The organism is Allobosea sp. OK403, from assembly GCF_900113835.1.
In the GTDB taxonomy this organism is placed as follows: Bacteria; Pseudomonadota; Alphaproteobacteria; order Rhizobiales; family Beijerinckiaceae; genus Allobosea.
The window spans coordinates 59,209-82,715 of sequence record NZ_FOQV01000015.1 but is presented as its reverse complement, the minus strand read 5'-3'; the positions used below and the strand labels follow the sequence as shown (position 1 = coordinate 82,715).

Below are 23,507 nucleotides of genomic sequence, written 5' to 3'. Positions count from 1 at the left end.
ATCGTTCAATTGCTTTGGAGCGTTGTTCTAACGCGTTTTTCTTCAGTCCACTTCGCTCGAAAACGCTCTAGTTGTCCGGCTGGCAACAGCCGGACAGCAGGCCGCCTTTGTACCAGATCGAGATCGTCAGCGGCTTGTCCTCGTCGCTGGCGGTCGCCGAGCAGGTCTCGTGGCCGATGACGGCGCGGATGTCGGCTTTCGGTCCGAAGGTCACGCCCGCGATCAGTGTCGTGTTGCGGCTCGGCTGCATGGTGAAGGGGGAGATCAAGGTCTCACCATCCCCATCGGAGAAGCGGGCTTTGCCATCGATCCCGAGTTTCAGGTGCCAATAGGGTTCGTCGCCGCCACAGGTGAGGGGCGGAGCCGGCGTTTCCGGCGAGCGTGCGAGGGTGGCTGCGCCTGACGCGGCGGCAAGGAACAGCGAGATGGCTCCGGCATGGATGGGCTTCATCGGTGCTCCCCAAAAGATGTTCAGCCTGCCATGAACGATGCTTCGTGCCGCCGCCTCGCAGGCAGCGCGAAAGCAGGCGAGAGATCGACTCAGGCCGCCTGCTCGTCCTTGCGGCGACGACCCGACAGGAAGAACAGGGCAGAGCCGATGATGCCGACGACGCCGGCTCCGGCGCCGACATAGATCAGCTCCTGATCGGTATTGGCTTGTGCCTCGGCGTCGTCGCGCAGGATGACGGCGTCCTTGCCGGGCTCGTCCGGCAGATATTTGATCCAGACGGTATCGGCCACGATCTTCTCGGCCCGGATGATCTGGTTGGCGAAGCTGAGCGAGACCGCGACCTTCTCGGCCTTGCGCTCCTCGCCCTTGGCGCCCTTCCAGGCGAGATCGAGGGCATAGCTGGTACCGCCACGGCGACGCTTGGTGCGGGTCGCCGATTCGATCGAGGCCTGGGCCTCGATGCCCTGGGCCGCGACGTGCTTGACGCGCTCTCCATCCGCCCAGCTCATATAGGAGACTACGGGGCCGCCGACGGCCGCGATCAGCAGCAGCCATTTGATCTTGCCAATGGTCCAGCCAATGATTCCACTCATTGTCGCTTCCTTGAAATTGTTCTAAATAATGCCGCGATGAGGAAGGGTGATCGATGGAGAATTCTGTGTTCATCCATCGATTCGCGATCAGGCGATCCGCCTGGCGATCAAATTTTCTGACAATTTCATCTGCGTCAAGGGCTGGTGTCGTCCCGGAAAGCTTGGCTTGTAGCCTCAAACTCGGTGACGCAGCGGCATATATATCGATCGTATGACGACTAATACCATGCCGGCTCGGCTGGCAGTCTTCGGTTCGAGATTCTGCTCGACGGGGCTGCCCTATTTTGGTGCTAGCGCTCGCGGCCGAACACCTGCAACCGGCCCTGGCGGCAGAGTTTCCTTCAGATCCTGATTCAACGTCTTCACATCCAGATTCGGCTTGCTCAGAAAACGATTCATTCCTGCGATGTAAGCCTCTGGCAACGCCCAGTGTTTCGCGCTGGCGATGACGTCTTCGAGATAACCTGGCTTGGGCCGCCCGACCTCACCGGAGCGCCCGATATAGACCAGCGCGCGCTTGGCGCCGCCCGGCACGATCACTGGCTGGTTGATCTTCACATAAAGCCCGCTGGCGATATCCTCGAACTTGTCGAGGGTGCGGATATCGCTGAGCGCGCAATCCCAGAGCACGCCATGGACCTCCTCGCGCGGGTCACGAACGGCGGAGGCGTAGCCGTCGCGCGTCACGATGAAGCGATGGCGCGGCAGGCGCGCGAGCCCGAGCGGTTTCGAGCGCGGGCAGCGCGTCGCCATCGCGGCAACGTCCATATTGGCGCCATAGGCGAAGTAGAGGGGCATGGAGGGTTCCGGAACCGCGACGTAGAACCCTCTCCTGTAAGGAGAGGGCAGGGTGAGGTGTAGGCCGCTTGACGCTTGGACTCAGGGTCGGTTCCAGCCTCCCGGCTTACCGCGAAGGGGCCGACCCCTCACCCTACCCTCTCCCTACGGGAGAGGGTTCCCCGCGCCGTGCTTCGCCGCGTTGCGGCGGTTTCGTCACTTCGTCTTCTGGAACAATTCTCGCCCGATCAGCATGCGCCGGATCTCGCTGGTGCCGGCGCCGATCTCGTAGAGCTTGGCGTCGCGCAGCAGTCGCCCGGTCGGGTAGTCGTTGATGTAGCCGTTGCCGCCGAGCAATTGGATCGCGTCGAGCGCTATCTGCGTCGCCTTCTCGGCCGAGATCAGGATCGCGCCGGCGGCGTCCTCGCGGGTGGTCTCGCCGCGGTCGCAGGCTTTCGCGACGGCGTACACATAGGCCTTGCAGGCGTTCATCATCACATACATGTCGGCGAGCTTGCCCTGGACGAGCTGGAACTCGCCGATCGCCTGGCCGAACTGCTTGCGCTCATGGACATAGGGCATGACCACGTCGAGCGCCGCCTGCATGATGCCGAGCGGGCCGGCCGAAAGCACGACGCGCTCATAATCGAGACCCGACATCAGCACGTTGACGCCGCGCCCGACTGAGCCGAGCACGTTCTCTTCGGGAACCTCGCACTCCTCGAAGACGAGCTCGCAGGTATCCGAGCCGCGCATGCCGAGCTTGTCGAGCTTCTGGGCGGTCGAGAAACCCTTCATGCCCTTCTCGATCAGGAAGGCCGAGATACCGCGCGAGCCGGCCTCCGGATCGGTCTTGGCGTAGACCACCAGCGTCTCGGCGATCGGGCCGTTGGTGATCCACATCTTGTTGCCGGTGAGCACATAGCGGTCACCCTTCTTCACCGCCTTCGTCTTCATCGAGACGACGTCCGAGCCGGCTCCCGGCTCGGACATGGCGAGCGCGCCGACATGCTCGCCGGAGATCAGCTTGGGCAGGTATTTCGCCTTCTGCGCCGCGTTGCCGTTGCGGGCGATCTGGTTGATGCAGAGATTGCTGTGGGCGCCGTAGCTCAGGCCGACGGAAGCCGAAGCGCGGCTGACCTCCTCGATCGCCACGACATGCTCGAGATAGCCGAGCCCCGCACCGCCATCCTCCTCCTTCACCGTGATGCCGTGCAGGCCGAGCGCGCCCATTTGCGGCCAGAGATCGCGCGGGAAGGTATTGGTCTTGTCGATCTCCTCGGCGCGCGGCGCGATCTTCTCCTGCGCAAAGGCATGGACCGTGTCGCGGATCGCGTCGGCGGTCTCGCCGAGGTCGAAATTGAAGGGGCGCGGTGCGTTGGCGAGCATGGTCTGATCTCCCGGATTGGCTAGCGCGCTGCGATCGTTCTTAGCCTGCGTTCGCTCAGCCTGCGTTCTCTTGGCCTGCGTTATAGCCCGGAAACCGGGCCTGTCAGTGCAGGGAGCCGTGCGGAACCGCCAAGAAGCGTAGCGCTAGCTCTCCCACACCGGGGCACGCTTCTCCATGAAGGCGCCGATGCCTTCCTCCGCATCGCGCGCCAGCATATTCTCGACCATCACCGCCGAGGCGTGGTCATAGGCGGCGCTCAAGCCCATCTCGCGCTGCTCGTAGAAGGCGCGCTTGCCGATCTTGACGGTCATCGGGGATTTCGACGCGATCACGCCGGCAAGGCGCTGCGCCTCCACCAGGGCCTCGCCCGCCGGGACGACGCGGTTCACCAACCCCATCCGCGCCGCCTCAAGCGCCGGCACCATCTCGCCGAGCAGCAGCATCTCCAGCGCGTGCTTGGCCGCGAGATTGCGCGAGAGCGCCACCATCGGCGTCGAGCAGAACAGGCCGATATGGACGCCCGGCGTGCAGAATTTTGCCTGCGCGCCCGCGACCGCGAGATCGCAACTCGCCACGAGCTGGCAGCCGGCAGCGGTCGCGGTGCCTTCGACGGCCGCGATCACTGGCTGGGGCAGGCTGGTGATCTGCTGCATCATCGTCGAGCAGCGCCCGAGGATGTCGGTGAAATAGGCGCGGCCGCGATCCGGATCGGCGCGATGCGCGCTCATCTCCTTCAAATCATGCCCGGCGCAGAACACTGGTCCCGCGGCGCTGAGTACGACGGCGCGCACGCCGCGGTCGCCCGCGATCATGGTGAAGGCCTCGCCCAGCGCCGCCAGCATCGCCTCGCTCAGTGGATTGCGCGACTGCGGGCGGTTCAGCGTCAGCGTCGCGACGCCGTCCGCATCGCTGCGCAGCAGCGCGGGCGCGGCTTCGGGTCCGGTATGGGCATTCATGGCTTAGCCTTTCGCGATCCCGCCTATTGTCGGAGCGAGATCGTCATGCTGCAAGGGGAGGGATGTCCGATCCGCTTCCGGTTTCCCGCACCATGACGACGCGCATGACCGTCTCCGAACTGGAGGCTTTTCTCGACCAGGTGTTCCCGCAGCTGCATTATGGCGGGCGCACCTATTTCATCGAGGATGTCGGGCCGATGAGCGCGCGGATGCGCTGTGACTATCATGAGCGCCATTTGCGCCCCGGCGGCACGATCTCGGGGCCGACCATGATGGCATTGGCGGATCTGGCGCTCTATGCCGCGATCCTGGCCCAGATCGGGCCGGTCGCGCTCGCGGTGACGACGAGCCTCAACTACAATTTCCTGCGCAAGCCCGGGCAAGCGGCGCTGATCGCGGAGGCGAGGCTGCTCAAGCTCGGCAGGCGGCTGGCGGTCGGCGAAGTCTCCCTGTTCTCGCAAGGCGAGAGCGAGATGGTCTGCCATGCGACGGGGACTTATTCGATCCCGGCCGAGCGGTAACGGGGCGAACGGCACCACCGGTCATTCCGGGGCTTCGCGCGAGCGAAGAACCCGGAACCCACGACCGGGTGAGCGTTGTCGACCAGGGTTGGCGAAGATATCGCCCAGTCATGGGTTCCGGGTTCGGCGCTGCGCGCCGCCCCGGAATGACAGATGAGCTACTTCTGCGGCAGCGGCTCCAGCCCGGTCTTCTTGATCACCGGCGCGGCCTCCGGCGAACCCAGGCAGGCGATCAGCTGCTTTGCCGCTTCCGGCTCCTTCGATCCGGCCGCGAGCCCCGCCGAGAAGATCGTCACGCGCTGGACCTCCTCGGGCAGTGTGCCGACGAAATCCAGCCCGTCGATCGTGACCAGCTCGCTGACCTGCTGGAAGCCGAGTTCGGCCTCGCCGCGCACCACCACCGTGCCGACGCGTTCGCTGAAGATCTTCTTCGACTTGGCCATGACCTGGCCTGTGGGGTCGAGCTTGGGGAACAGCTCCTCGGAGAGATAAGTTCCGCTGGCGCTGGCGGAATAGGCGATCGACTTCGCCTCCAGCAGCGTCTTCTTCAGCGCCTCCACCGTCGAGATGTCGGGTTTGGGCGCGCCGGCCTTGACCGAGAGGCCGATCGCCGAGCGCACCAGATCGACCCGGCTGCCGGGAATGCCCTTGCCGTCCTTGACCAGCTTGTCGAAGGCGTCGCTGGCCAGAATGACGATATCGGCAGGTTCGCCGCGCGCCAGCCGGTTGGGAATGGCATCGGGCGCAGCCCCCATCGAGGCGCCGTAGGCGCTGACGACCTTCTGGCCGATCTTCACCTCGCAGCCGGAGACGAGTTCCTTATAGGCCGCGGTGAAGCCGCCGGAGCTGATGACGTGGACCTCCGCCGCGGCCGGCGAGGGGAGAGCGAAGGGCGAGGCAGCGAGGCTTAAGGTCAGCAGGGCGCGGGCAAGCGGTTTCTTGTTCATGGATGTTCCTCCTGCCGCATGATTGCGAAAGCTCGGCGCGATGCAACAGGGATCCATTGCCATCCTATGCGGTATCAGGATACCTTTTCTCGCATGTCGTTTGAAAATATGGGTTTTCTTGCCCGTTCGCGTCGACGGATTGGCTTGACATAGCCACCGCGGCCCCTTAACCACCGCCTCACATCGCCGCCGGGTTCCCGGCGGCTTGTCCTTTTTTCAAGCTAACCGAAGGGGTGCTGCGATGAAGACCATGTCGCTGAAGCCCGCCGACGTCGAAAAAAAGTGGGTTGTGATCGATGCCTCCGGGCTGGTCGTCGGCCGTCTCGCCACCATCGTGGCGATGCGCCTGCGCGGCAAGCACAAGGCCAATTACACCCCGCATGTCGACTGCGGCGACAATATCGTGATCGTCAACGCCGATAAGGTGGTTCTGACCGGGCGCAAGCTCGACCAGAAGGTCTATTACCACCACACCGGCTTTGCCGGCGGCATCAAGGAGCGTTCGGCCAAGTTCATTCTTGAGGGCCGCTTCCCTGAGCGCATCGTCGAGAAGGCCGTGGAGCGCATGCTCCCGCGCGGCCCGCTCTTCCGCCAGATCCTCGGCAACCTGCGCGTCTACAAGGGCGCTGAGCATCCGCACGCCGCCCAGTCGCCGGAGACGCTCGACGTCGCTGCGCTCAACCGCAAGAATGCGAGGGTCTGATCATGGCCGAGGTTCTTCAGTCTCTCGAGCAGCTCGGCCAGGTCGCGAAGTCGACCCAGCCCGACGCTCCCGTCCACGTCAAGAAGATCGACGCCCAGGGCCGCGCCTATGCCACCGGCAAGCGCAAGAACGCCATTGCCCGCGTCTGGATCAAGCCCGGCTCGGGCAAGATCACGGTCAACACGCGTGACCAGGAGGTCTACTTCGCCCGCCCGGTGCTGCGCATGGTCCTGCAGCAGCCGCTGCAGCATGTCGATCGCCTGACCCAGTACGACGTCGTCGTCACGGTCAAGGGCGGCGGCCTCTCCGGCCAGGCCGGCGCGGTGCGCCACGGCATCTCCAAGGCCCTGACCTTCTATGAGCCCGAGCTTCGCGGCCCGCTCAAGAAGGAAGGCTTCCTGACCCGCGATTCGCGTGTCGTCGAGCGTAAGAAGTTCGGTAAGGCCAAGGCCCGCCGCAGCTTCCAGTTCTCGAAGCGCTGATCGTTCTACGACGGTCCGGTATGTGGAAGGGCGGCTCGCAAGAGCCGCCCTTTTCGTTTCTATTGCCCTCCCGCAGCCCTCATCCTGAGGAGCGCCGTAGGCTTAGTCTCGAAGGGTGTTCCAGTGCGCTCTGAAGCATCCTTCGAGACGCGAGCCTCTGGCTCGCTCCTCAGGATGAGGGCTGAGGCTGTTTCATTGAAAGGGAGCCTCCCATGACCCGCCCCGTCCTTCTCGTCACCGGCGGCAGCCGTGGCATCGGCGCCGCGACCGCGATCATGGCGGCCGAGCGCGGCTATGATGTCGCGGTGAACTATCAGAGCAACGCCGATGCTGCCGCCGAGGTCGTCGCGGCCTGCGAGGCGGCCGGGGCCAGGGCCGTGGCGCTCCAGGGCGACATGGCGAGCGCGACCGACATCATCCGCGTCTTCGCCGAGGCGAAGGCGGCGCTGGGGCCGCTCAGCCATGTCGTCAACAATGCCGGCATCACCGGCAAGGCGAGCTCGCTTGCCGAGGCCGACACCGCCGTGATCCGCTCCTGCATCGACATCAACGTCACCGGTGCGATCCTGGTCGCGCGCGAGGCGGCGCGCGCGCTCGGTGCCAATGCCGAGGCGAAGGGAAGGGCGATCGTCAACATCTCCTCGGCGGCGGTCACGCTCGGCTCGCCCGGCGAATTCGTCTGGTACGCCGCCTCCAAGGGCGCGATCGACTCCCTCACCATCGGGCTCGCCAAGGAGCTGGCTCCGGCCGGCATCCGGGTCAACGCGGTCGCGCCGGGCATGACGGAGACGGATATCCACGCGATGTCCTCCGGCGAGCCCGGCCGCGTCGCGCGCATCGCGCCGACGATCCCGCTCAAGCGCGTCGCGACGCCCCAGGAGATCGCCGAATCGATCCTGTTCCTGCTCTCGGAGGCCTCGGCCTATACGACAGGCGTCATCCTGCGCGTGGCGGGCGGGCGCTAGGGCGGCTTTCGATCTGAGTGAAACGCGGACCCGTCATTGCGAGAAGCGAAGCGACGAAGCAATCCAGGAGGACGTAGAGCTCTGCCGTTCCTGGATTGCTTCGCTGCGCTCGCAATGACGGTTCAGTCAGATCGAAAACAGCTCTGAACGACCTCAGCCGATCATGCCCCGGCGCTTCAGGAACAGCATGACGGCCCAGGCCGCTGCCAGGCACATCAGCGTGACATAGGTGAAGCCCCAGCTGTCCTCGGCCCAGGGCAGGCCCTTGGCGTTCACGCCGAAGAGCCCGGTGATGAAGGTCGCGGGCAGGAAGACGGCGGTCAGGATCGAGAGCACATAGAGCTGCTCATTCGTGCGGTTCGCCGAGCGGGCGGCGATCTCGTCCTGCAGCAGGCGGGCGCGCTCCTGCACGGAATGGACGTCATGGTGCAAGGTGTCGACGCGCTGCAGCAGGCGCCCGGCGCAGGCCTTCACGGCGTCCGGCGCGGCCCGGCCCGAGCCGGTCTCGGCGAAGCGCCGGAACAGCAGATGCAGGCCGTTGAGCTGCCGGTGCAATCGAACGGAGGTGCGCCGCACCGCGCCGACGCGCTGCGGGCCGTCGCGGAGGCGGTCGCTCAGGACATGGTCCTCGACGCTGTCGATCTCGTCGGTGAGGCGGATGACGGCGTCGGTCACGTCGTCGATGATGTATTCGATGATGTGCTCGAACAGCGAGACGGGCGAGACGATGGTCTCACCCTGGTCCAGGGCCTCGATCGTCATGCGGATCGACTGCAGGGCGCCGCGCCTCCCGGTCAGCAGGAAGCGCTCACCGATGATCCAGTGCAGCGCCCCGACGCTCTCGGATTTGTCGGCGATGTCGCGGATCAGATCATGCGAGATACCCCAGGCGAGCTCGGGCGAATGGTCGAGGCGCTGATGGTCGTCATGCGATAGGAACATCATCTGCGCCGGCAGTGGCAAGGCGGATTGCTCGGCGAGCCAGGCCGCTATGCGGGTGTGGACGAGATCGAGATGGATCCAGATGAAGCCGGTGGCCGGCGGGGCGAGGCCGGGAAGTTCGTCTCGCGGGATCAGGTCAGGCTTTCCCGCCTCGTCGAAGCGATAGGCCCAGACGATGCCGGAGCTGGATTGGAGATCGGCATGGGCGGGCAATGCGATGTTCATGCAGGGCTTGCCCCATTCTGGAGAGCGATAGCGTTTCGAGCGAAAGTGGACGCCGGTTCGCGTGAAGAAAGCGCTTTAAAACAACGCTTTAGAGCAGTTGAATGATCCGCTCAGATCGTTCAACTGCTCTAGGAATGCCAACCGGCGCCGAGGCGGCAAAGCCTCGGCGCCGGCCTTACGCTTGGTCTCAGAACACCTGACGCAACACCACAAACAGCGTGCCGGAGATCAGGATGGCGCAGGGCAGGGTCAGCACCCAGGCCATCAGCATGTTGCGCACGGTCGACATCTGCAGGCCCGACTTATTGGCCGCCATCGTGCCGGCGACGCCCGAGGACAGGATGTGCGTGGTCGAGACCGGCAGGCCGTAGACGTCGGCGGCCGCAATCGTGGCGGCGGCGACGAGTTCGGCTGACGCTCCCTGGGCATAGGTCAGGTGCGACTTGCCGATCTTCTCGCCGACGGTGACGACGATGCGCTTCCAGCCGACCATGGTGCCGAGCCCGAGAGCCAGCGCCACCACGACCTTGACCCAGAACGGGATGAACCGGGTCGCGTCGTCGAGCGACGCCTTGTAGGCGGTCATGACCTTGAGGTCCTCGGCCGTGAAGATCTTCTCTTCCTTCTTGTCGGCCTTGAAGATGTGCTTCATCGCTTCGGAAGCGAGATACATGTCGTTGCGGGCGTTGCCGACAACCGCGGCCGGATATTTGGAGGGGTGGCCGTAGGTCTCGATCTGCTTGACGATCTCCTTGTTCAGCGCCGACAGCGCCGGGAAGGTCGAGTCGTCGATCGTTCGATCGGAGACATAGCGCGTCACGTTCTGGCGCGGATCGCCAATGATGGCGTAGCCCAGCGCCTTCTGGTCGATCACGGCGCTGGCAGCGATGGCGGTCTTGCGGAAGGTGTCGACATCGCCGGCGGGAATGGCGCGGTTCAGCGCATAGGCTGTCGGCGCGCAGCCGATCAGGATCAGCATGATCAGGCCCATGCCCTTCTGGCCGTCATTCGAGCCATGGGCAAAGGACACACCGGTGCAAGTCGCGATCAGAATAGCGCGGATCCAGAGCGGCGGCGGCTTGTTGCCCTTCGGCTCGGCATAAAGCTCGGGGCTTTTCACCAGGATCCTCAGCGTCAGGAAGACGAGCGCCGCGGCGATGAAGCCGAACAGCGGCGAGATCAGCAGCGACTGGCCAATCTCGATCGCCTTGGACCAGTCGATGCCCGAGGTGCCGCTGCTCGAATTGTAGAGCTGGTTGGCGAGGCCGACGCCGATGATCGAGCCAATCAGCGTATGCGAGGACGAAGCCGGCAGGCCGAGCGCCCAGGTGCCGAGATTCCAGATGATCGCCGCGATCAGCAGCGCGAAGACCATGGCGAAGCCTGCCCCGGAGCCGACATTGAGGATGAGCTCGACCGGCAGCAGCGAGATGATGCCGAAGGCGACCGCGCCGCTCGCCATCATCACGCCGAGGAAGTTGAAGAAGCCGGACCAGACGACGGCGACGTTGGCCGGCATCGCATGAGTGTAGATCACGGTCGCGACCGCATTGGCGGTATCGTGGAAGCCGTTGACGAACTCGAAGCCGAGCGCGATCAGCATGGCCACGCCGAGCAGGATGAAGGGCAGCCAGGTCGTGGCCGGCGTGCCGGCGGACGAAATGTCCTGGTAGAGCGAAAACGCCATATAGGCGAGGCCGGCGGTCATGACCCCGGCGAAGAAGGCGAGGGCACTGAGGCTCTTGGGAGCGTCCAGCTTCGGTTTGCCGGCATCGGGAGCGTGGCCCGTGCCGGTGTCCAACGTCATACTCGTCATCGTACTGCTCCCCGGAGCCCTGTTAAGGTTCGGGTAACCTGTTCAATTTCGCTGACGGTCTGATGACGGCCTCTCGCGGCTGCGAGACACTCAATCGCGCATGATCGCGCCCGCGTCGCGCGTCGCGGCCGTCCGTTGCGGCACCCGCGCGGGCGGGACGAGCCTGAGCGGGGCTGCGCCTGCCGCCTTCGGCGCATTCGCGCCGGCAGGGCGCGCGGGCGGCTTGGAGCCGGCGACCTTCGGTTCGCCGCCATGCCATTTGCGCGCGCCGATGTCGAAGCGGCCAGTGCGCCAGGCGGCGAATTCCTGTTCGCTGCCGAAGAAGGCGTTGCGATCGACGTCGCCAGAGATGCCAGGGACCTGGCCCGTCGTGGTGAACTGCCAGAACTCCCATTTCTCGCGGTTATAGCGATGTTTCAGCGGCGCGGCAGTCGAGCGCAGCCAATAGGGGTAGTCATTGAACTCGCCTTCGAGCACGTCCTCATGGAAGTTGATGTCGGTGTAGATGATCGGCTTCTTGCCGGTATGGGCCTGCAGCGCCACCAGCATCTCGCGGATCTTGGCGAGGGCCTGGTCGCGCGAGATCTTGCGGGTGCATTGCGAGCCGTTCTGCCATTCGACATCGAGCACGGGCGGCAGCGCGTCGGCATCGCGTGGAATGTGTTTCTTCAACCAGCGCACCTGGTCCTTGGCCGAGCGGCACCACCAGACGAAATGATAGGCGCCGCGCGGGATGCCGTGCTTCTTGGCCTCCGCCCAGTTGCGCTTGAAGCTGGGGTCGAGATGGTCGCCGCCCTCGGTCGCCTTGATGAAAACGAAGCGGGTGTCGGCGTCCTTGACCTTGGCCCAGTCGATCTCGCCCTGCCAGCGCGAGATGTCGATGCCCTGGATCGCCTTGCGCCTTGCGTCGCGCACGCCAAGATGCGGATCGCTGTCGCCCTTCTTCGGATAGAGCGCCGCGGCGGGCACGGTTTCGCCGGCGAGCAGGCCGAGCGTGGCGAGCACACCGAAGAGGGTTCGTCCGAAAATCGTCGCTCGCGCAGGCATCCACTTCTCCATTAGCCTTTCCAGATGAGAGCGACGTGGTTAAGGCCCGGTTAGAACTTGCTCGCATCCGAATGGCTTGTTTCAGCTTTGGTTAACCGGGGAGGAGCGGCGGTGGAGCCGGAGCCAGGCAGGCAGCAGGCGGTGACGGGGTGGCGCAGGACGCTCGCCTATGGCGTCCATGTCTTCACGGCGCTGGGCGCGGCGCTTGGGCTGCTATCGCTGCAGGCGGTGATCTCTGGCGATCTGGCCCAGGCCTTCGGCTGGCTGGCAGCGGCGCTGCTGGTCGATGCGCTCGACGGGCCGCTGGCGCGCAAGCTCAAGGTCAAGGAATTGGCCCGGCGCTATGACGGGGCGCAGCTCGACCTCGTCGTCGATTTCATTACCTATGTCTTTGTGCCCGCCGCGATGCTGCTGCGTGCCGATGTGATGGCGCAGCCCTGGGGGCTGCTCTGCGGCGTCGTCGTCGCGCTGACGAGCGCGCTTTATTTCGCCGATACCGGCATGAAGACCGATGATTGGTGGTTCCGCGGCTTTCCGGCGGTGTGGAACATCGTCCTGTTCTACATCGTCGCCTTCGCGCCGCCGGCCTGGCTCGCGGTTGCGGTGGTTCTGGTCGCGACGGCGCTGATGTTTGCGCCGGTCGTCTTCGTCCATCCGGTCAGGGTGCGGCGCTGGCGTTGGCTGACGCTCTCGATCCTGGCCCTCTGGGCGGGGGCGGCCTTGTGGACGGTCTGGCAGGAGATGCGTCCGGACGGATTGGCGAAAGGCGTCCTGCTGGTCGCGGTCGCCTATTTCGTCCTGCTCGGCCTGGGGCGCGCCTGGGAAAGACGCCGTCGCAGCCGAGCCTGACGGCGCGGCGAAAACGCCCCGTCAGTTGCGCTTGCCGGTGCTCCGGCCGATGTGAAGCGATGAGGGCACCGGCTCGATCGCGCCAGGCACGGTCGCGACAGGCGCGTCCTCGGGCTCGACCGGTTCTGGTGCTGACGGCTGGAGCGAGCGAGCAGGCGCCGGCGGCTCGTTGACGATGCTCGGGCTCGGCTGTGCCGGCGACTGGCGGCGCTTGGCCCAGGCGCGCGTGCCGATATCGAATTCGCCGTTGATCCAGCCGATGAACTGCTCTTCGCTGCCGAAGAAGGCGTTGCGGTCGACATCGCCCCTGATGCCCGGAACGCGCCCCGTGGTGGTGAACTGCCAGAACGCCCAGGGCCGGTTGGCATAGCGCGTCTCGGGCAGGGCGGCCGTCGAGCGGATCCAGTAGGGATAGTCGTTGAACTGGCCTTCCAGCACGTCCTTGTGGAAGGTGATGTCGGTGTAGATCACCGGCTTCTTGCCGGTGAGCTGCTCCAGCTCGGTCAGCATGAGCTGGATCTTCTCGAGCGCCAGCGCCCGGTCGATCTTCTGCGGGCAGGTCTTGGAATGGCCGTTCCATTCGACATCGAGCACCGGCGGCAGCGCATCGGGATCGTTGGGGATCTGCTGTTTGAACCAGATCGCCTGCTCATGGGCCGGGCGGCACCAATAGACGAAATGATAGGCGCCGCGCCGCACGCCGGCCCGGCGCGCCGCGTCCCAGTTGCGCTGGAAGGCCGGGTCGACATGGTCGCCGCCCTCGGTCGCCTTCATATAGACGAAGCGCGTCCCGGCGCCCTTGACCGCAGCCCAGTCGATGTCGCCCTGCCAGCGCGAGATGTCGATACCCTGCACGGCATAGCGATGCGCGGCGGCGACGCCCGGATGAGGCCGGCTGTCGCCCTTGAGCGGATAGTTGCCTTCCATCGCGACGCAGCCGCCCAGCACCGCGAGCGCGGTGGCGACAAGGAAGGAGATGGGTTTGCGGCTGAGCATATGGTGCAGGGTCATCTCCCTGAAAATTGAGGAGAAAGCTTGACGCCCGGTTTACGTTACCGGTTTTTCTCAGGCCTTAGCCTAAATCACGTCGCCTTCGGACGGAAATGTCCGAAGGCGACGTGATCGATTCCTGGAGTTGAGAGCATTGCTCTCGCGAAAAACCGGTACCCACTTTTTCGCGCAATGCTCTAGCCCAGACCGAGCCATAATGTCGCGATCCCGAGGAAAGCGAAGAAGCCGACGACATCGGTCACCGTCGTGACGAAGGTTCCCGATGCGATCGCCGGGTCGATATCGAAGCGGTCGAGCAGGACGGGAATTGCGACGCCGGCTCCGGCTGCGGCGATCAGGTTGACGATCATCGCGACGCCGATGACGAGGCCGAGCCCCGTGCTCGAAAACCAGATCGCGGCGGTGACGCCGGTGATCAGCGCGAAGCCGAGGCCGTTCAGTAGGCCCACAATCATCTCGCGGGTGAAGAAGCGGCGCAGGTTCCAGGCGCCGAGTTCCTGCGTCGCCAGCGCGCGCACCGCCACCGTCATCGTCTGGGTCGCAGCGTTGCCGCCCTGGCTCGCGACGATCGGGGCCAGGATCGCCAGCGCCACGAGCTTGGTCATCTGCGCCTCGAACAGGCTCATCACGGCGGCTGCAAGGAAGGAGGTCAGCAGGTTGATGAAGAGCCAGCGGAAGCGGCTCTTGGCGATCTGCCGGACGGGGTCCGACAACTCCTCGTCGGCGTCGACGCCGCCGAGCTGCTTGACGTCGTCATCGGCCGCCTCCTCGATGACGTCGACGATGTCGTCGATCGTCATCACGCCGACGAGGCGGCCGGCATCGTCGATCACGGGCGCGGCGACGAGGTTGTAGCGCTGGAACATCCGGGCGACATCCTCGACGTCGTCGGTCGCCTTGACGACGCGGTTCTCTTCTCCGACCAGCGCGGCGATCGTCACCGGCCGCTTGGTCCGCAGCAGGCGGTCGAGCTGGACGGTTCCGACGAAATGATGCGCCGGGTCGGCGATGAAGATCTCGAAGAAGCGCTCCGGCACATCCTTCGTCTCGCGCAGATAGTCGATGGTCTGGCCGACGGTCCAGAAGGGTGGCACCGCCACGACCTCGCTCTGCATGCGCCGGCCGGCACTGCCCTCGGGATAGTCGAGGCCCTGCTGCAGCGCGACACGCTCGGAGGGCGTCAGCTTGTCGAGAACCTCCTGCTTGTCGGCCTCGTCCAGATCTTCGAGGATGTAGACCGCGTCGTCGGTGTCGAGATCGCGCACGCCCTCGGCGACGGTCTGCGCCGAGAGCTCCTCGAGAATCTCCTCGCGGACGGCATCGTCGACCTCGGTCAGGGCGGTGAAGTCGAAATCGGTGCCGAGCAGCGAGATCAGGCGCGGGCGTTCCTCGGGATCGAGCGCTTCCAGCACCGCGCCGAGATCGGCCTCGTGCATGTCGGCGACGATGGCGCGCAGCGTCGTCAGGTCCGAGAGCAGGACAGCTTGCGAGATCTGCTCGATCAGCCCTGCGTCGATCGCGCCGTCCTCGTCGCGAATCGGGCGCTCCTGCACCGCGTCCTGAGCCGTTTGCGTGTCCGCCATCGGTCCGGCTCCATGGTCTGAGGGACGGTTTGGATTCGAGGGAAGGGCGGCTGCTCTTGTGTCAGTGCGCTTGCGCTCTTGCAATGCAGCATGGCCGTTCCACGGCACATTCCCAGCGCTGTGGTATCGCCTTGTCCCGACAACCGATTCCGATGCTCTAGGCCGGAAACGCGAACGGCGACCTTCGCAGGTCGCCGTTCGCGGGACTTTCGTCCAAATCTGGTGCGGTCAAGAGGACTCGAACCTCCACGGGTCTCCCCGCTACCACCTCAAGGTAGTCGCGATCTGACGATCGCCCGCGACTGGCGTCGCTATGCGTCTACCGATGAGAGGAAACCGCCAACCTTTCCATGTCCAAAACAGCCAATAGCTTCAACCACATACGGACAATAGCACCTCTACGGGGTGGTGCCAAGGAAAGGTAATGCGGCGGGGTGGTTATCTTCGATTCGGCTGCGTAGGTGGGACCGATTGGGACCAGCGTGGGACCAAGTGGCGCCAGATTGGGACCGCTGCCAGCGCCAAGGCTGCAACCATCGGGTGAAATGATTCCTCACCTGCGCCTTTTGGGCGAAAGGGGGTACCCGGGGGGGCAGGGGGGGCCTGCTAAGGGGTAGAACGCACCCCGAATCTCGCTCACAGAAATTCTGGGAAAGTTTTTCTGAGAGAAAGGCCCAATGCGAAACTTTGTCGAGATGGACTCGCGCGGCGTGTTCGGACTTGATGCCGGTCAAAGTGAGCGTTGGCTCAGGCGGAAGGGCACTGGGAATGTGGACCGCTGTTCAGCAACGCCTCGATGCCAATTGGCGGCGCATCCTTTTCTTACCGTGGACGCTGCTGATGGTAGGTGGAACCGTGTTCACCGGGCTGGCAGCTTTTCACCTTTATGAAGCCTGGATGGCCGTTCGAGAGGTTCCTGAAAACTGCCCCCTCATTCTTGCTCAATGGAAGGCGTTTAACGCTGATCCAGTAAAAACCGGTCCGAACCCCACCGATGTCTTTCGCTGTTTCTATGACGCCGCAAAGCAGACGTCGCTATTGAACGTGAAGCTGCTTGGTATGGAGGCGGGCCGGCTCTTCCTTTGGGCGGCCCTTCTAGGCTTCTTCATATTCACTCATGGCTGGTCACGGGCGCTGCGGTCCTTCTGGATGTGGATCAACCTGCGGACGCCTCAGGCATAAGATGCTCGACTAAGCTGTGGGGAGGGCTCTTATCAGAATGACGCCACAATCGGCGCTTAGGGTAGCACTAAGGCCACTTACAAGGGTCTAGTCGTCTCGTCATATGAGACGCGAATGTGGGGTTATGCCCCGACTTAAGGTGCTCGTGGCTATACGCTTCGAGAGTCCTTATGGCATGCGGTATCAAGGCCGTGTGCAGATGCTCTGTGCATAGTAGTCACTCGCCATGGTGGACGAACAACCGTAAGGTTGTGACCCGAACGTAGTGAGGAGGCTCACTCTGGGCTGTCTTAGTAGTTCGCCGTAACTGGCTTACGAACTGGCTCGCTCGCGATGTTGCGCTCAAGCGGAACCAATCCTTGAACCAAAGCCCAAATGCTCCGCTGTCGCATCGCCCTTGCTACGAGTGCCACGTTGTAGGCTTCGAGCGATACGTTTTTGCTCGATTCGCGGTTACCGGGACTCGATGAAGCTATTTTGAAGCTGCTCCTGCATGCGCCGATTCAGCCATTCCCATATCCATGGCGCCGCTCGACCGTTAGCGAGTTGCGGTGAGACAGCGTTGATCACAAACTGCGTCTGTGCCTCGATAACAAAATTCTTCACAAGTAAATCTCTAAGTTGCGGCGCAGATTGAGGCGTCCAGCAATACCAAAAATTATGGCATACTCGGATCCAATCCCCGACTTCACTAAGACCTAGATCGACGGCCTCCGTAAAAGGATCACCAAACGGCGATATAAGTACAACAGAGTATAATTTATTCATAATTCTGGCCTCTGAGCTTCAGATTTTCAGGGGCAGATGTATTGTCTACAGGTATTGAATTTAAATCAATGATATTAGGGTCCTTGGCAGACTGTTCTAAGGCTGCGTTTTTTACAAATTCCGCGCCTTCCATGATAGCGTGATTGGGATATTTATTTGCGTACTGTAATATAGAACTAAGATACCAAATTGCTCCGCTAAGACTCGCGCCAAATGCTAAGAAGGCCATCCATGGCTCGGATCGTAAGGCCGCAACGGCAGCTATGCCGAGAATAACGATGCCTACAGCTACCGGAGCAGTTCGGCCGACAACTCCGGGTCCAAATTTAACAGTGCCTAGCGCCTCTTGGCCAGGAAACTGAACCGTCGGTTTTTTCACAGGAGCAGGCACATTTCACCGTAGCGCAGTTTTATTGCTGCGGGGAAGAGCAATATCTCCCGGCGACTACGAGGCCGCGACGAAAGCCGCACGATACTGGGCAGGCTCCACTGAGCCGCTGGGTCCATCCCCACCAGAGGAATATACCGGTATGATTCGAGAGCTTGAAACTGACATCGCCAGCGGACCCGGCTTAGGGTGCAATGTGGCAGAGACGGCCTTCGGCCTTAGCGCCTGCGGCGGGCTTAGCGGCCTTCGGCCGGAGACACAGAAAAGAACTAAGTCTAGGTCATCTAAGCTGGCGATAGGGGCGGGCCCTCTTTAGCTTAGCGCTCTGATAAAGCCACTAGGCGGCGTGAGCAAAACTCCTAAATCCTGTAAAGCAAGACATCTAGGAGCTTCCTAGGCTTAGCCCTTCTTTGTGTCGAGGCCGAAGGCCGATAAGCCCGCCGCAGGCGCTAAGGCCGAAGGCCGTATCTTACCTTTCTCACAGCCTCAACGTCTAATGTGGTAAAAACCTCTATAAAGGTCTCTATAGAGAAAAGTACCTCTTTAATCCTAGGTGATCCAAGGGATAAGGGCCTTCGACCCGATACCACATTAGCAAAGCGGAGGAAGGATCATCGGCTCCCGCTCAATATACGATCCGCCCCGTCCCCGTGCTTGAAGATGATTTAGGCCAAGATCTTTGAGGGCGCTTTGAAATGACCCCTTTCTAATAACCTGCTTGGAGAAGTTGCTTTTGTCGCTCTCGCCGCACAGTGAGCGGAAATCGCCTAACGAGATGCGCCTATCGGTGGAGTTAGAAAGCCAGTCTCTCAAGACCCCTACGGCCCGATCCACCGGCTTCGATGCTTTGGGCAGCCACTCCAATGACCGATGGCCAGGAAAGATATCCGCTAGCTGCTTGGGTATGCCGGATGCCTCAGCAGCGATGATGTAGACATTGCAAGGCGCGCAGGTATCACCGTCCACGATCTTCCTCGCTGCCCCACGGCAGACCGCCTGAAGGATCACATGGGCGTGTTCGCCTAACTCGATCTCCTTTCTATGGTGCTTGTCCATCTTCTCCTCTGGACGCATGGCCCTGCTGAGCCTTGTCATGGCCTCGTAGTAGCTATGCGGAAAATACAAGCAACCCGCCAACACAATGTTCTCAATGTCACGGTACTGATTTGTGGCCTTCGCATCGTCAGAACCCCAGTAGACGAACTTTAGCCTTTCCGGGTTTGTTGCCCCTTTCCTCAGATCAGCCGGCAAGTCTCTGTTGCTGTCCTGCTGATGGTGAAGAATGAGCCACTCTTCATTCGGTTTGGAATTCACTAGATCGGTTATGGCATCGATCATCTTTCGAGCCCGATCCGGCTTACCCCAACTGTCCTTCGATCCAGATTCCAGCCATGTGTGAATCGTCATATTGCGATAGGACGTGGCCATCGTGGATAGGGCAACGAGGTTGCCTCTCCCATCCGCCCAATGCCTGTAGGAATGGCGAACACGGCCTGACGCGTCGCAGATCATCAGCGGAAGCAGATCGTCTGGGAATACGTTCAGATAGCTGATTGCTGTCTTATTGGCCCCGACATGATGCACCGTGACAGTGCTCCCTTGCAGCAGCAGGAGGTCGCGAACGATGTCCTGACGCTTTTGGGGCTCGGCCTCATACAGGCTCATGATCGAAGCATGAGACAACGCCGTCTCATCCTCGAAGTGAGGGATATCTACGCAGGTGTCATTGGGAGCGGCCCTAATCTCGTCCACCAGCTTATCCAGCAATGATCGAAGGCGGGTTTGATACTGGGTAGGCTCAATCAAGGCTTGAATGAACGAGACCTCAACCGTTAGTGGTCGGGCCGGAAGGCAAGCCTCATCCCAAAGCCGAACCCGCCTGGGTCCGCCTTGGAACCAGAATTCGGAGGACTGCGAGAAAGAGCCTTTCCGCTTAACCCGGCTCTCCAACATCTGTTGTGTCGTGAAAAGGATGCGGGCTCCCTCCCTGTCTGAACCCCGCCCAAGTTCATTAAGCCTTCGCCCCTCGGCCTTCGCTTCAGACACAAACACGGCGAACAAGTCCGGCGATAGATGCATCTCTTCGACATAGGTTTGGATCTCAGCTAGCCGGCCTACACAGATCAGCACGCTTACGTGGTCGTAGGACGCATCCAAGAGAAGCTGCCGCACGAATTGTTGTACCGTCGTGCTCTTCCCCATCCCCGGTGATAGGGCGCAGAGGTAATAGGCTGGCGCGGCTGTCCCGTTGGCCATGTCCTCCATAACGTCCACAAGATCGTCCAAGGAGCGCCATAGAGGAGCGGATGGATGGTGCCCGCGCTTGTCGAATATCTCCCGGACGGCGTGCTTTGTGGCTGTCGCTAGTTTGCCGGGAGGGGCCTTCGGGGGTGGGGCCTTGGGAAAGGCGAAGATGCGTTCACCTTCCACGGCTGGACCTCCGCGCAAGCTCGAGCACCACATCCAAGCCACCCGTATAGGTCGTCTCCGCGGTGCCGAACCGCTCCCAAAGCGGCTTTAGTTCCAGCGGATTGTAATGGGGGGAGTTACGGGACCAATCTTCCCATACATTGAAGCCTAAGCCTGCATGGTAGAGGGCCTTACCGACGATGTTACGCGTGGATTGATCCGAAGGGTCTATGCGACTGAGCGCTTCGCTAAGCTTTTCAATTATTGTGGGTTGGTTTGTTGGATAAAGTTTTCGCCATCTATGCCCGGGGTAATAACTGGCAGTTCGTTTATCTTTATTGTTAGACATCCTGCGTTGGTTCCGTTCTTCTTGTTTTTGATGGATTGATGAGAGACAGAAAAATCCCCTCGCAAGGGAGGGGTGGTGTCCAAGGAATCGACCCTTGGAAGTCAGCAGGGGAGAGGTGAGACGCGGCTGCCCCACCTCTCCGATTTGATAGTATGGCTACGATCTATTCTTATGAGTTGTCGATGAAATGGGCTGCAACTCGTGCATCCGGATGGAACTGGTCATAAGACGTGGCGCTGGCGGGCTTGTAATAACCATCCCGGTAAGCTGGATACGCCAGCCCGAAGTTCTTTGCCTGAGCCTTGGTAAGCGGGCGCTTGAAGTAATACACCCGGCCCATTGTATCGCCACACCATCCGGACCAGTCGGAGTTGCGTTCTGCGAGGGCCTGAGAGGGGGGTATAGTAGTCGATTTTCTCCCTTCTAATGCATTGTAATCATTTGTCTTTTTTAGGGCTGAAGTAGGTGTCGGGTACCCTAGTAGCTTGGACCCTCTCTGCAGGTGTTTTTGCCCTCTTAATGGAGCTTCGGTTTCCAAGGTATCACCGGCCACGATATCGAGCCCACTCTTCGGCGCTGACTGGTACGCCATCGATCAGAAACAGGTGTTCGATAGCAGTGGATTTCTGACGGGAGGTTGGCTTGATGTAATCCCTGTCGCGTCGGATGGCGTTGTTGCCCTCGTAGCTGACTGAAAGATTGCTGCGACGCAGGTCAGTGCTATCGCCATTGAGGTATACGACGCTTTCACCTTCGCCGCAGTCTAACAGCACTCTTGCAACGGATACGGTGTTGCCGGAAGCCCCGGCACAAGGAGCGGTAACGGAGCCTCGGACTTGGATGGACCAACGAGACGACAGCCCAGCATCCAACAGCGACCTGAAATCGGCCTCATCGATGGTGGCGTAGCCTCTGATACCACCTAGTAGGGGAACGAAGACGGCCCTGCGGCCGCCCTCGTCGAGTGAATGGATGATAGGATCAGGTAGGCTTTCGAGAACCTCGCTCACTTGGAGGCCTCGGGTTGAGTGCTCGCAAGGGCTAGCTTGTGGGCTTCTGCGATCTCTTCCTTGGGAATGACTTCCCCGGGCCAAAGTGAGCCGGCTCGCTCTAATTCCTTTCGACTGTGCCCAGGTCCACTGACACCTTCGACGGCCCGTCGAGCGCTCTCTACGTTCTTGTATTTGCCTCGCAAGCTAGGCGGAAGACGCTCGCCTGCTTTCTTGGGCACAATGGCGTAGAAGATTTCGGTCGGGAGCGGTACTGCCCAGTAGGCAGCACCGAGGCTGTAGCGGACGCGGCCCTTGTCGTGGGTCCAGTAAATATCTGACATATGAAATTCCTATTTGTGTGAAACTAATGCTCAGTCGTTATCGTCGGTGACAAAGAATGATGGGCCTAGGCGAAGTGCGTCTTTCTGCATCTGAACTTCTACTTCTGGCCGCTCGTAAGACTTGGGATCAGCTTTCTTTATCCGCTGATAATAAGCCCATGTGCGGGTCTCACCCTGCGGGGCGATGGTCTTATCTAGGCGAAGGTTATGCTTGGGCTCTTCGGCCTTGGCGTTGCGAATTTCTGCGAATGTATCGGCGTCGGTCATTGTTTTCCGTTTCAACTTGATCGGTAGGGATTGGCTGGGGAGGGGTATCTACACAGCACAGATCGAAGACGAGCCGAGAGGCTATAGGCGTACCCGTGGCAGGGGTTACCAAAGCTCTCGGCTAAGTCAGGCTGGATAGGGTAGATGAGGAAATTAGAATTATCTCTCGACCTACATTACTATTGTATCATAACTTGCGCGCTGTGTCAAGAATATCTAAACATAACAGCCTTCTATCTAAATTATTGGCGTTGAATGGTAGCGTAAGTTGGGTACTAAACTGGGGGAGTGGCAGTTGCCAAGGCAATCTCGTAAAACTAAGCTGATAAGTAGAAAATACAATGAAAACAGTGGTTTAATAGGCCGAAAGCGGTAGGAATCGCCAAAGGGGATCGCAATGGAAACCCCTCTGGCAGTGTCTCGCCCCGCATTACCGGTAATTCTGCTCGCGCGAGTGGCGTCTAAGGATCGATTGCCTCAGAGATTTGAAGCAACCTGCATCTTGGCACGGACACTTGCCCCGGAGGCGTGGGCGTATCGCATCAGCATGGACATGGTGCGGTGACCGGAGACTGATGCGACCTCTGGAACAGTCAGACCAAGCTCGAATAAGCGGCTGATGGCTTCGTGTCTGAGGTCGTGGAAGTGAAAATCCTCAAGCTCTGCCCGTTTGGCCGTCGCATTCCATAGTTCCCGGAGATTTGCTGCTGCGATGGGGAACAGAACTGCGTTCCTAGGCCGAATTTCCCCGTGATCCAGACGGGATAGGGCTTCCTTGATGGCCGTAACCGCCTCGGAGGTGAGCGGGATCGTCCTGGAGTGACCATTCTTGGCTTCCCGGACCAGCAGGAAGAGCCGCTTTAGGTCTATGTCCCGCTCCCGGAGGGCCAATAGCTCCCCTCTACGCAAGCCCGTAGCCAACGCCAGCCGTATGATAGGGGATAGGAGCGGATTGCGAGCCTTCGACAGCGCTTCTAGCAGCCGTTCAAGCTCGCCCTCCTGAAGGCGCCTCTCCCGTCTATTGTCATGGGCTTTGAGCGTGAGGCCGCTGAGCGGATTGGAGCGGAGAGGGATGCCCCATTCCTTGATTGCCACTCTGAAGGCGCTGCGGATGGGCGTCAGTTGCCGTTTGAGCGAGGCGCTACTGATCTCCTTCAGCCGTTGGTCCCGGTAGACGGCGAAGTCCGCTGTCGTGATGTCTGAGAGCCGCTTCTTGCAGATGGGATGACGAACGAAGGCGGTAAGGACAGCTGTCTCAACGGCTATCGTGGTTGCCTTCTTACCGGGAAGGACCTCATCCCTGTATCTTTCGACCAACATGGCAAGCGTGGTTCGCTCTAACGCCTTGCGGTCGGGGCCTAGCTCGCCTCGGTCGGCCAAGCGTTCCTGAAGGTTCGCCCATTCCTTGGCATCCGCATGAGTCGCGAAAGTCCGGGTGAGGGGGGACGCATCCTTGCGACGGATACGGACCTGATATTTGTCTCGGTGCTTACGAATCGTAGCCAATTGACTGCTCCATGGGACCAGAGTGGGACCAAGCGGAGAAGCCATTG

At 61.6% G+C, this 23,507-nt stretch carries 20 protein-coding genes and 2 pseudogenes; 6 read left to right on the top strand and 16 right to left on the bottom strand.

The genetic code is table 11. From position 1 onward, the window contains the following. Positions 1 to 67: 67 nt before the first annotated feature. From BMZ97_RS28245 to BMZ97_RS28225, 5 genes and pseudogenes are all read right to left on the bottom strand, one after another. The gene (locus BMZ97_RS28245; protein WP_092177758.1) at positions 68 to 451 is read right to left on the bottom strand and encodes a hypothetical protein; all 384 of its coding nucleotides are present in this window, start codon (positions 449 to 451) and stop codon (positions 68 to 70) included. Positions 452 to 540: 89 nt separating this feature from the next. After that, on the bottom strand, positions 541 to 1,044 hold the full coding sequence (locus tag BMZ97_RS28240; RefSeq protein ID WP_092177756.1) for a hypothetical protein: 504 nt from the start codon (positions 1,042 to 1,044) through the stop codon (positions 541 to 543). Positions 1,045 to 1,452: 408 nt separating this feature from the next. Beyond that, a pseudogene (locus tag BMZ97_RS28235) lies at positions 1,453 to 1,842 on the bottom strand (gamma-glutamylcyclotransferase family protein); the annotation flags it as partial. 195 nt (positions 1,843 to 2,037) lie between these two features. Then, positions 2,038 to 3,210 (bottom strand): isovaleryl-CoA dehydrogenase, encoded by a 1,173-nt coding sequence (locus BMZ97_RS28230; protein ID WP_092177752.1) that lies wholly within the window; start codon positions 3,208 to 3,210, stop codon positions 2,038 to 2,040. A gap of 144 nt (positions 3,211 to 3,354) precedes the next feature. After that, positions 3,355 to 4,167, bottom strand: coding sequence for an enoyl-CoA hydratase (locus BMZ97_RS28225; RefSeq protein WP_092177750.1), 813 nt, complete (start codon positions 4,165 to 4,167; stop codon positions 3,355 to 3,357). 92 nt (positions 4,168 to 4,259) lie between these two features. Between BMZ97_RS28225 and BMZ97_RS28220 the strand changes: the two genes are divergently transcribed. Further along, on the top strand, positions 4,260 to 4,688 hold the full coding sequence (locus BMZ97_RS28220; RefSeq protein WP_092177837.1) for a PaaI family thioesterase: 429 nt from the start codon (positions 4,260 to 4,262) through the stop codon (positions 4,686 to 4,688). Positions 4,689 to 4,846: 158 nt separating this feature from the next. Here BMZ97_RS28220 and BMZ97_RS28215 read toward each other — a convergent pair whose 3' ends face one another. Then, positions 4,847 to 5,635, bottom strand: coding sequence for a molybdate ABC transporter substrate-binding protein (locus BMZ97_RS28215; protein ID WP_092177748.1), 789 nt, complete (start codon positions 5,633 to 5,635; stop codon positions 4,847 to 4,849). 241 nt (positions 5,636 to 5,876) lie between these two features. Between BMZ97_RS28215 and rplM the strand changes: the two genes are divergently transcribed. The 3 genes from rplM to BMZ97_RS28200 all read left to right on the top strand — a co-directional run bounded on the left by rplM (position 5,877) and on the right by BMZ97_RS28200 (position 7,785). Further along, positions 5,877 to 6,338, top strand: a complete 462-nt coding sequence (gene rplM / locus BMZ97_RS28210; RefSeq protein WP_092177746.1) for a 50S ribosomal protein L13 — start codon at positions 5,877 to 5,879, stop codon at positions 6,336 to 6,338. Positions 6,339 to 6,340: 2 nt separating this feature from the next. Next, complete coding sequence (rpsI, locus tag BMZ97_RS28205; protein WP_069692103.1) at positions 6,341 to 6,820, top strand: 30S ribosomal protein S9; 480 nt, start codon at positions 6,341 to 6,343, stop codon at positions 6,818 to 6,820. Positions 6,821 to 7,032: 212 nt separating this feature from the next. After that, a complete protein-coding gene (locus BMZ97_RS28200; RefSeq protein ID WP_092177744.1) occupies positions 7,033 to 7,785 on the top strand; it encodes an SDR family oxidoreductase in 753 nt (250 codons plus the stop codon). A 153-nt stretch (positions 7,786 to 7,938) separates the two neighbouring features. On the opposite strand, the gene BMZ97_RS28195 is transcribed toward BMZ97_RS28200, so the two are convergent. The 3 genes from BMZ97_RS28195 to BMZ97_RS28185 form a co-directional block, all read right to left on the bottom strand. Then, the gene (locus tag BMZ97_RS28195) at positions 7,939 to 8,952 is read right to left on the bottom strand and encodes a CorA family divalent cation transporter (RefSeq protein WP_092177742.1); all 1,014 of its coding nucleotides are present in this window, start codon (positions 8,950 to 8,952) and stop codon (positions 7,939 to 7,941) included. Positions 8,953 to 9,139: 187 nt separating this feature from the next. Next, complete coding sequence (locus BMZ97_RS28190) at positions 9,140 to 10,660, bottom strand: inorganic phosphate transporter (protein WP_244546649.1); 1,521 nt, start codon at positions 10,658 to 10,660, stop codon at positions 9,140 to 9,142. Positions 10,661 to 10,858: 198 nt separating this feature from the next. Beyond that, complete coding sequence (locus tag BMZ97_RS28185; RefSeq protein WP_244546646.1) at positions 10,859 to 11,815, bottom strand: glycoside hydrolase family 25 protein; 957 nt, start codon at positions 11,813 to 11,815, stop codon at positions 10,859 to 10,861. 111 nt (positions 11,816 to 11,926) lie between these two features. On the opposite strand from BMZ97_RS28185, the gene BMZ97_RS28180 reads away from it, so the two are divergent. Beyond that, positions 11,927 to 12,664 (top strand): CDP-alcohol phosphatidyltransferase family protein, encoded by a 738-nt coding sequence (locus BMZ97_RS28180; RefSeq protein WP_092177736.1) that lies wholly within the window; start codon positions 11,927 to 11,929, stop codon positions 12,662 to 12,664. A gap of 249 nt (positions 12,665 to 12,913) precedes the next feature. On the opposite strand, the pseudogene BMZ97_RS28175 reads toward BMZ97_RS28180, so the two are convergent. After that, positions 12,914 to 13,675 (bottom strand): annotated as a pseudogene (locus BMZ97_RS28175) (GH25 family lysozyme); the annotation flags it as partial. Positions 13,676 to 13,851: 176 nt separating this feature from the next. After that, positions 13,852 to 15,258 (bottom strand): magnesium transporter, encoded by a 1,407-nt coding sequence (gene mgtE, locus BMZ97_RS28170; protein WP_092177732.1) that lies wholly within the window; start codon positions 15,256 to 15,258, stop codon positions 13,852 to 13,854. A 768-nt stretch (positions 15,259 to 16,026) separates the two neighbouring features. Between mgtE and BMZ97_RS28165 the strand changes: the two genes are divergently transcribed. After that, on the top strand, positions 16,027 to 16,440 hold the full coding sequence (locus BMZ97_RS28165; RefSeq protein WP_092177730.1) for a hypothetical protein: 414 nt from the start codon (positions 16,027 to 16,029) through the stop codon (positions 16,438 to 16,440). Between the two features lie 760 nt (positions 16,441 to 17,200). Here BMZ97_RS28165 and BMZ97_RS31035 read toward each other — a convergent pair. The 5 genes from BMZ97_RS31035 to BMZ97_RS28145 all read right to left on the bottom strand — a co-directional run bounded on the left by BMZ97_RS31035 (position 17,201) and on the right by BMZ97_RS28145 (position 23,334). Then, positions 17,201 to 17,587: a hypothetical protein gene (locus BMZ97_RS31035; RefSeq protein ID WP_139221372.1), complete on the bottom strand. Its 387-nt coding sequence runs from the start codon at positions 17,585 to 17,587 to the stop codon at positions 17,201 to 17,203. Positions 17,588 to 18,187: 600 nt separating this feature from the next. Next, the gene (locus BMZ97_RS28160; protein WP_175525783.1) at positions 18,188 to 19,852 is read right to left on the bottom strand and encodes a hypothetical protein; all 1,665 of its coding nucleotides are present in this window, start codon (positions 19,850 to 19,852) and stop codon (positions 18,188 to 18,190) included. Between the two features lie 1,044 nt (positions 19,853 to 20,896). Then, positions 20,897 to 21,364, bottom strand: coding sequence for a hypothetical protein (locus BMZ97_RS31030; protein WP_139221370.1), 468 nt, complete (start codon positions 21,362 to 21,364; stop codon positions 20,897 to 20,899). A gap of 353 nt (positions 21,365 to 21,717) precedes the next feature. Beyond that, on the bottom strand, positions 21,718 to 21,954 hold the full coding sequence (locus tag BMZ97_RS28150; RefSeq protein ID WP_092177724.1) for a hypothetical protein: 237 nt from the start codon (positions 21,952 to 21,954) through the stop codon (positions 21,718 to 21,720). A gap of 477 nt (positions 21,955 to 22,431) precedes the next feature. Then, the gene (locus BMZ97_RS28145) at positions 22,432 to 23,334 is read right to left on the bottom strand and encodes a site-specific integrase (RefSeq protein ID WP_244546645.1); all 903 of its coding nucleotides are present in this window, start codon (positions 23,332 to 23,334) and stop codon (positions 22,432 to 22,434) included. Positions 23,335 to 23,507 lie beyond the last annotated feature (173 nt).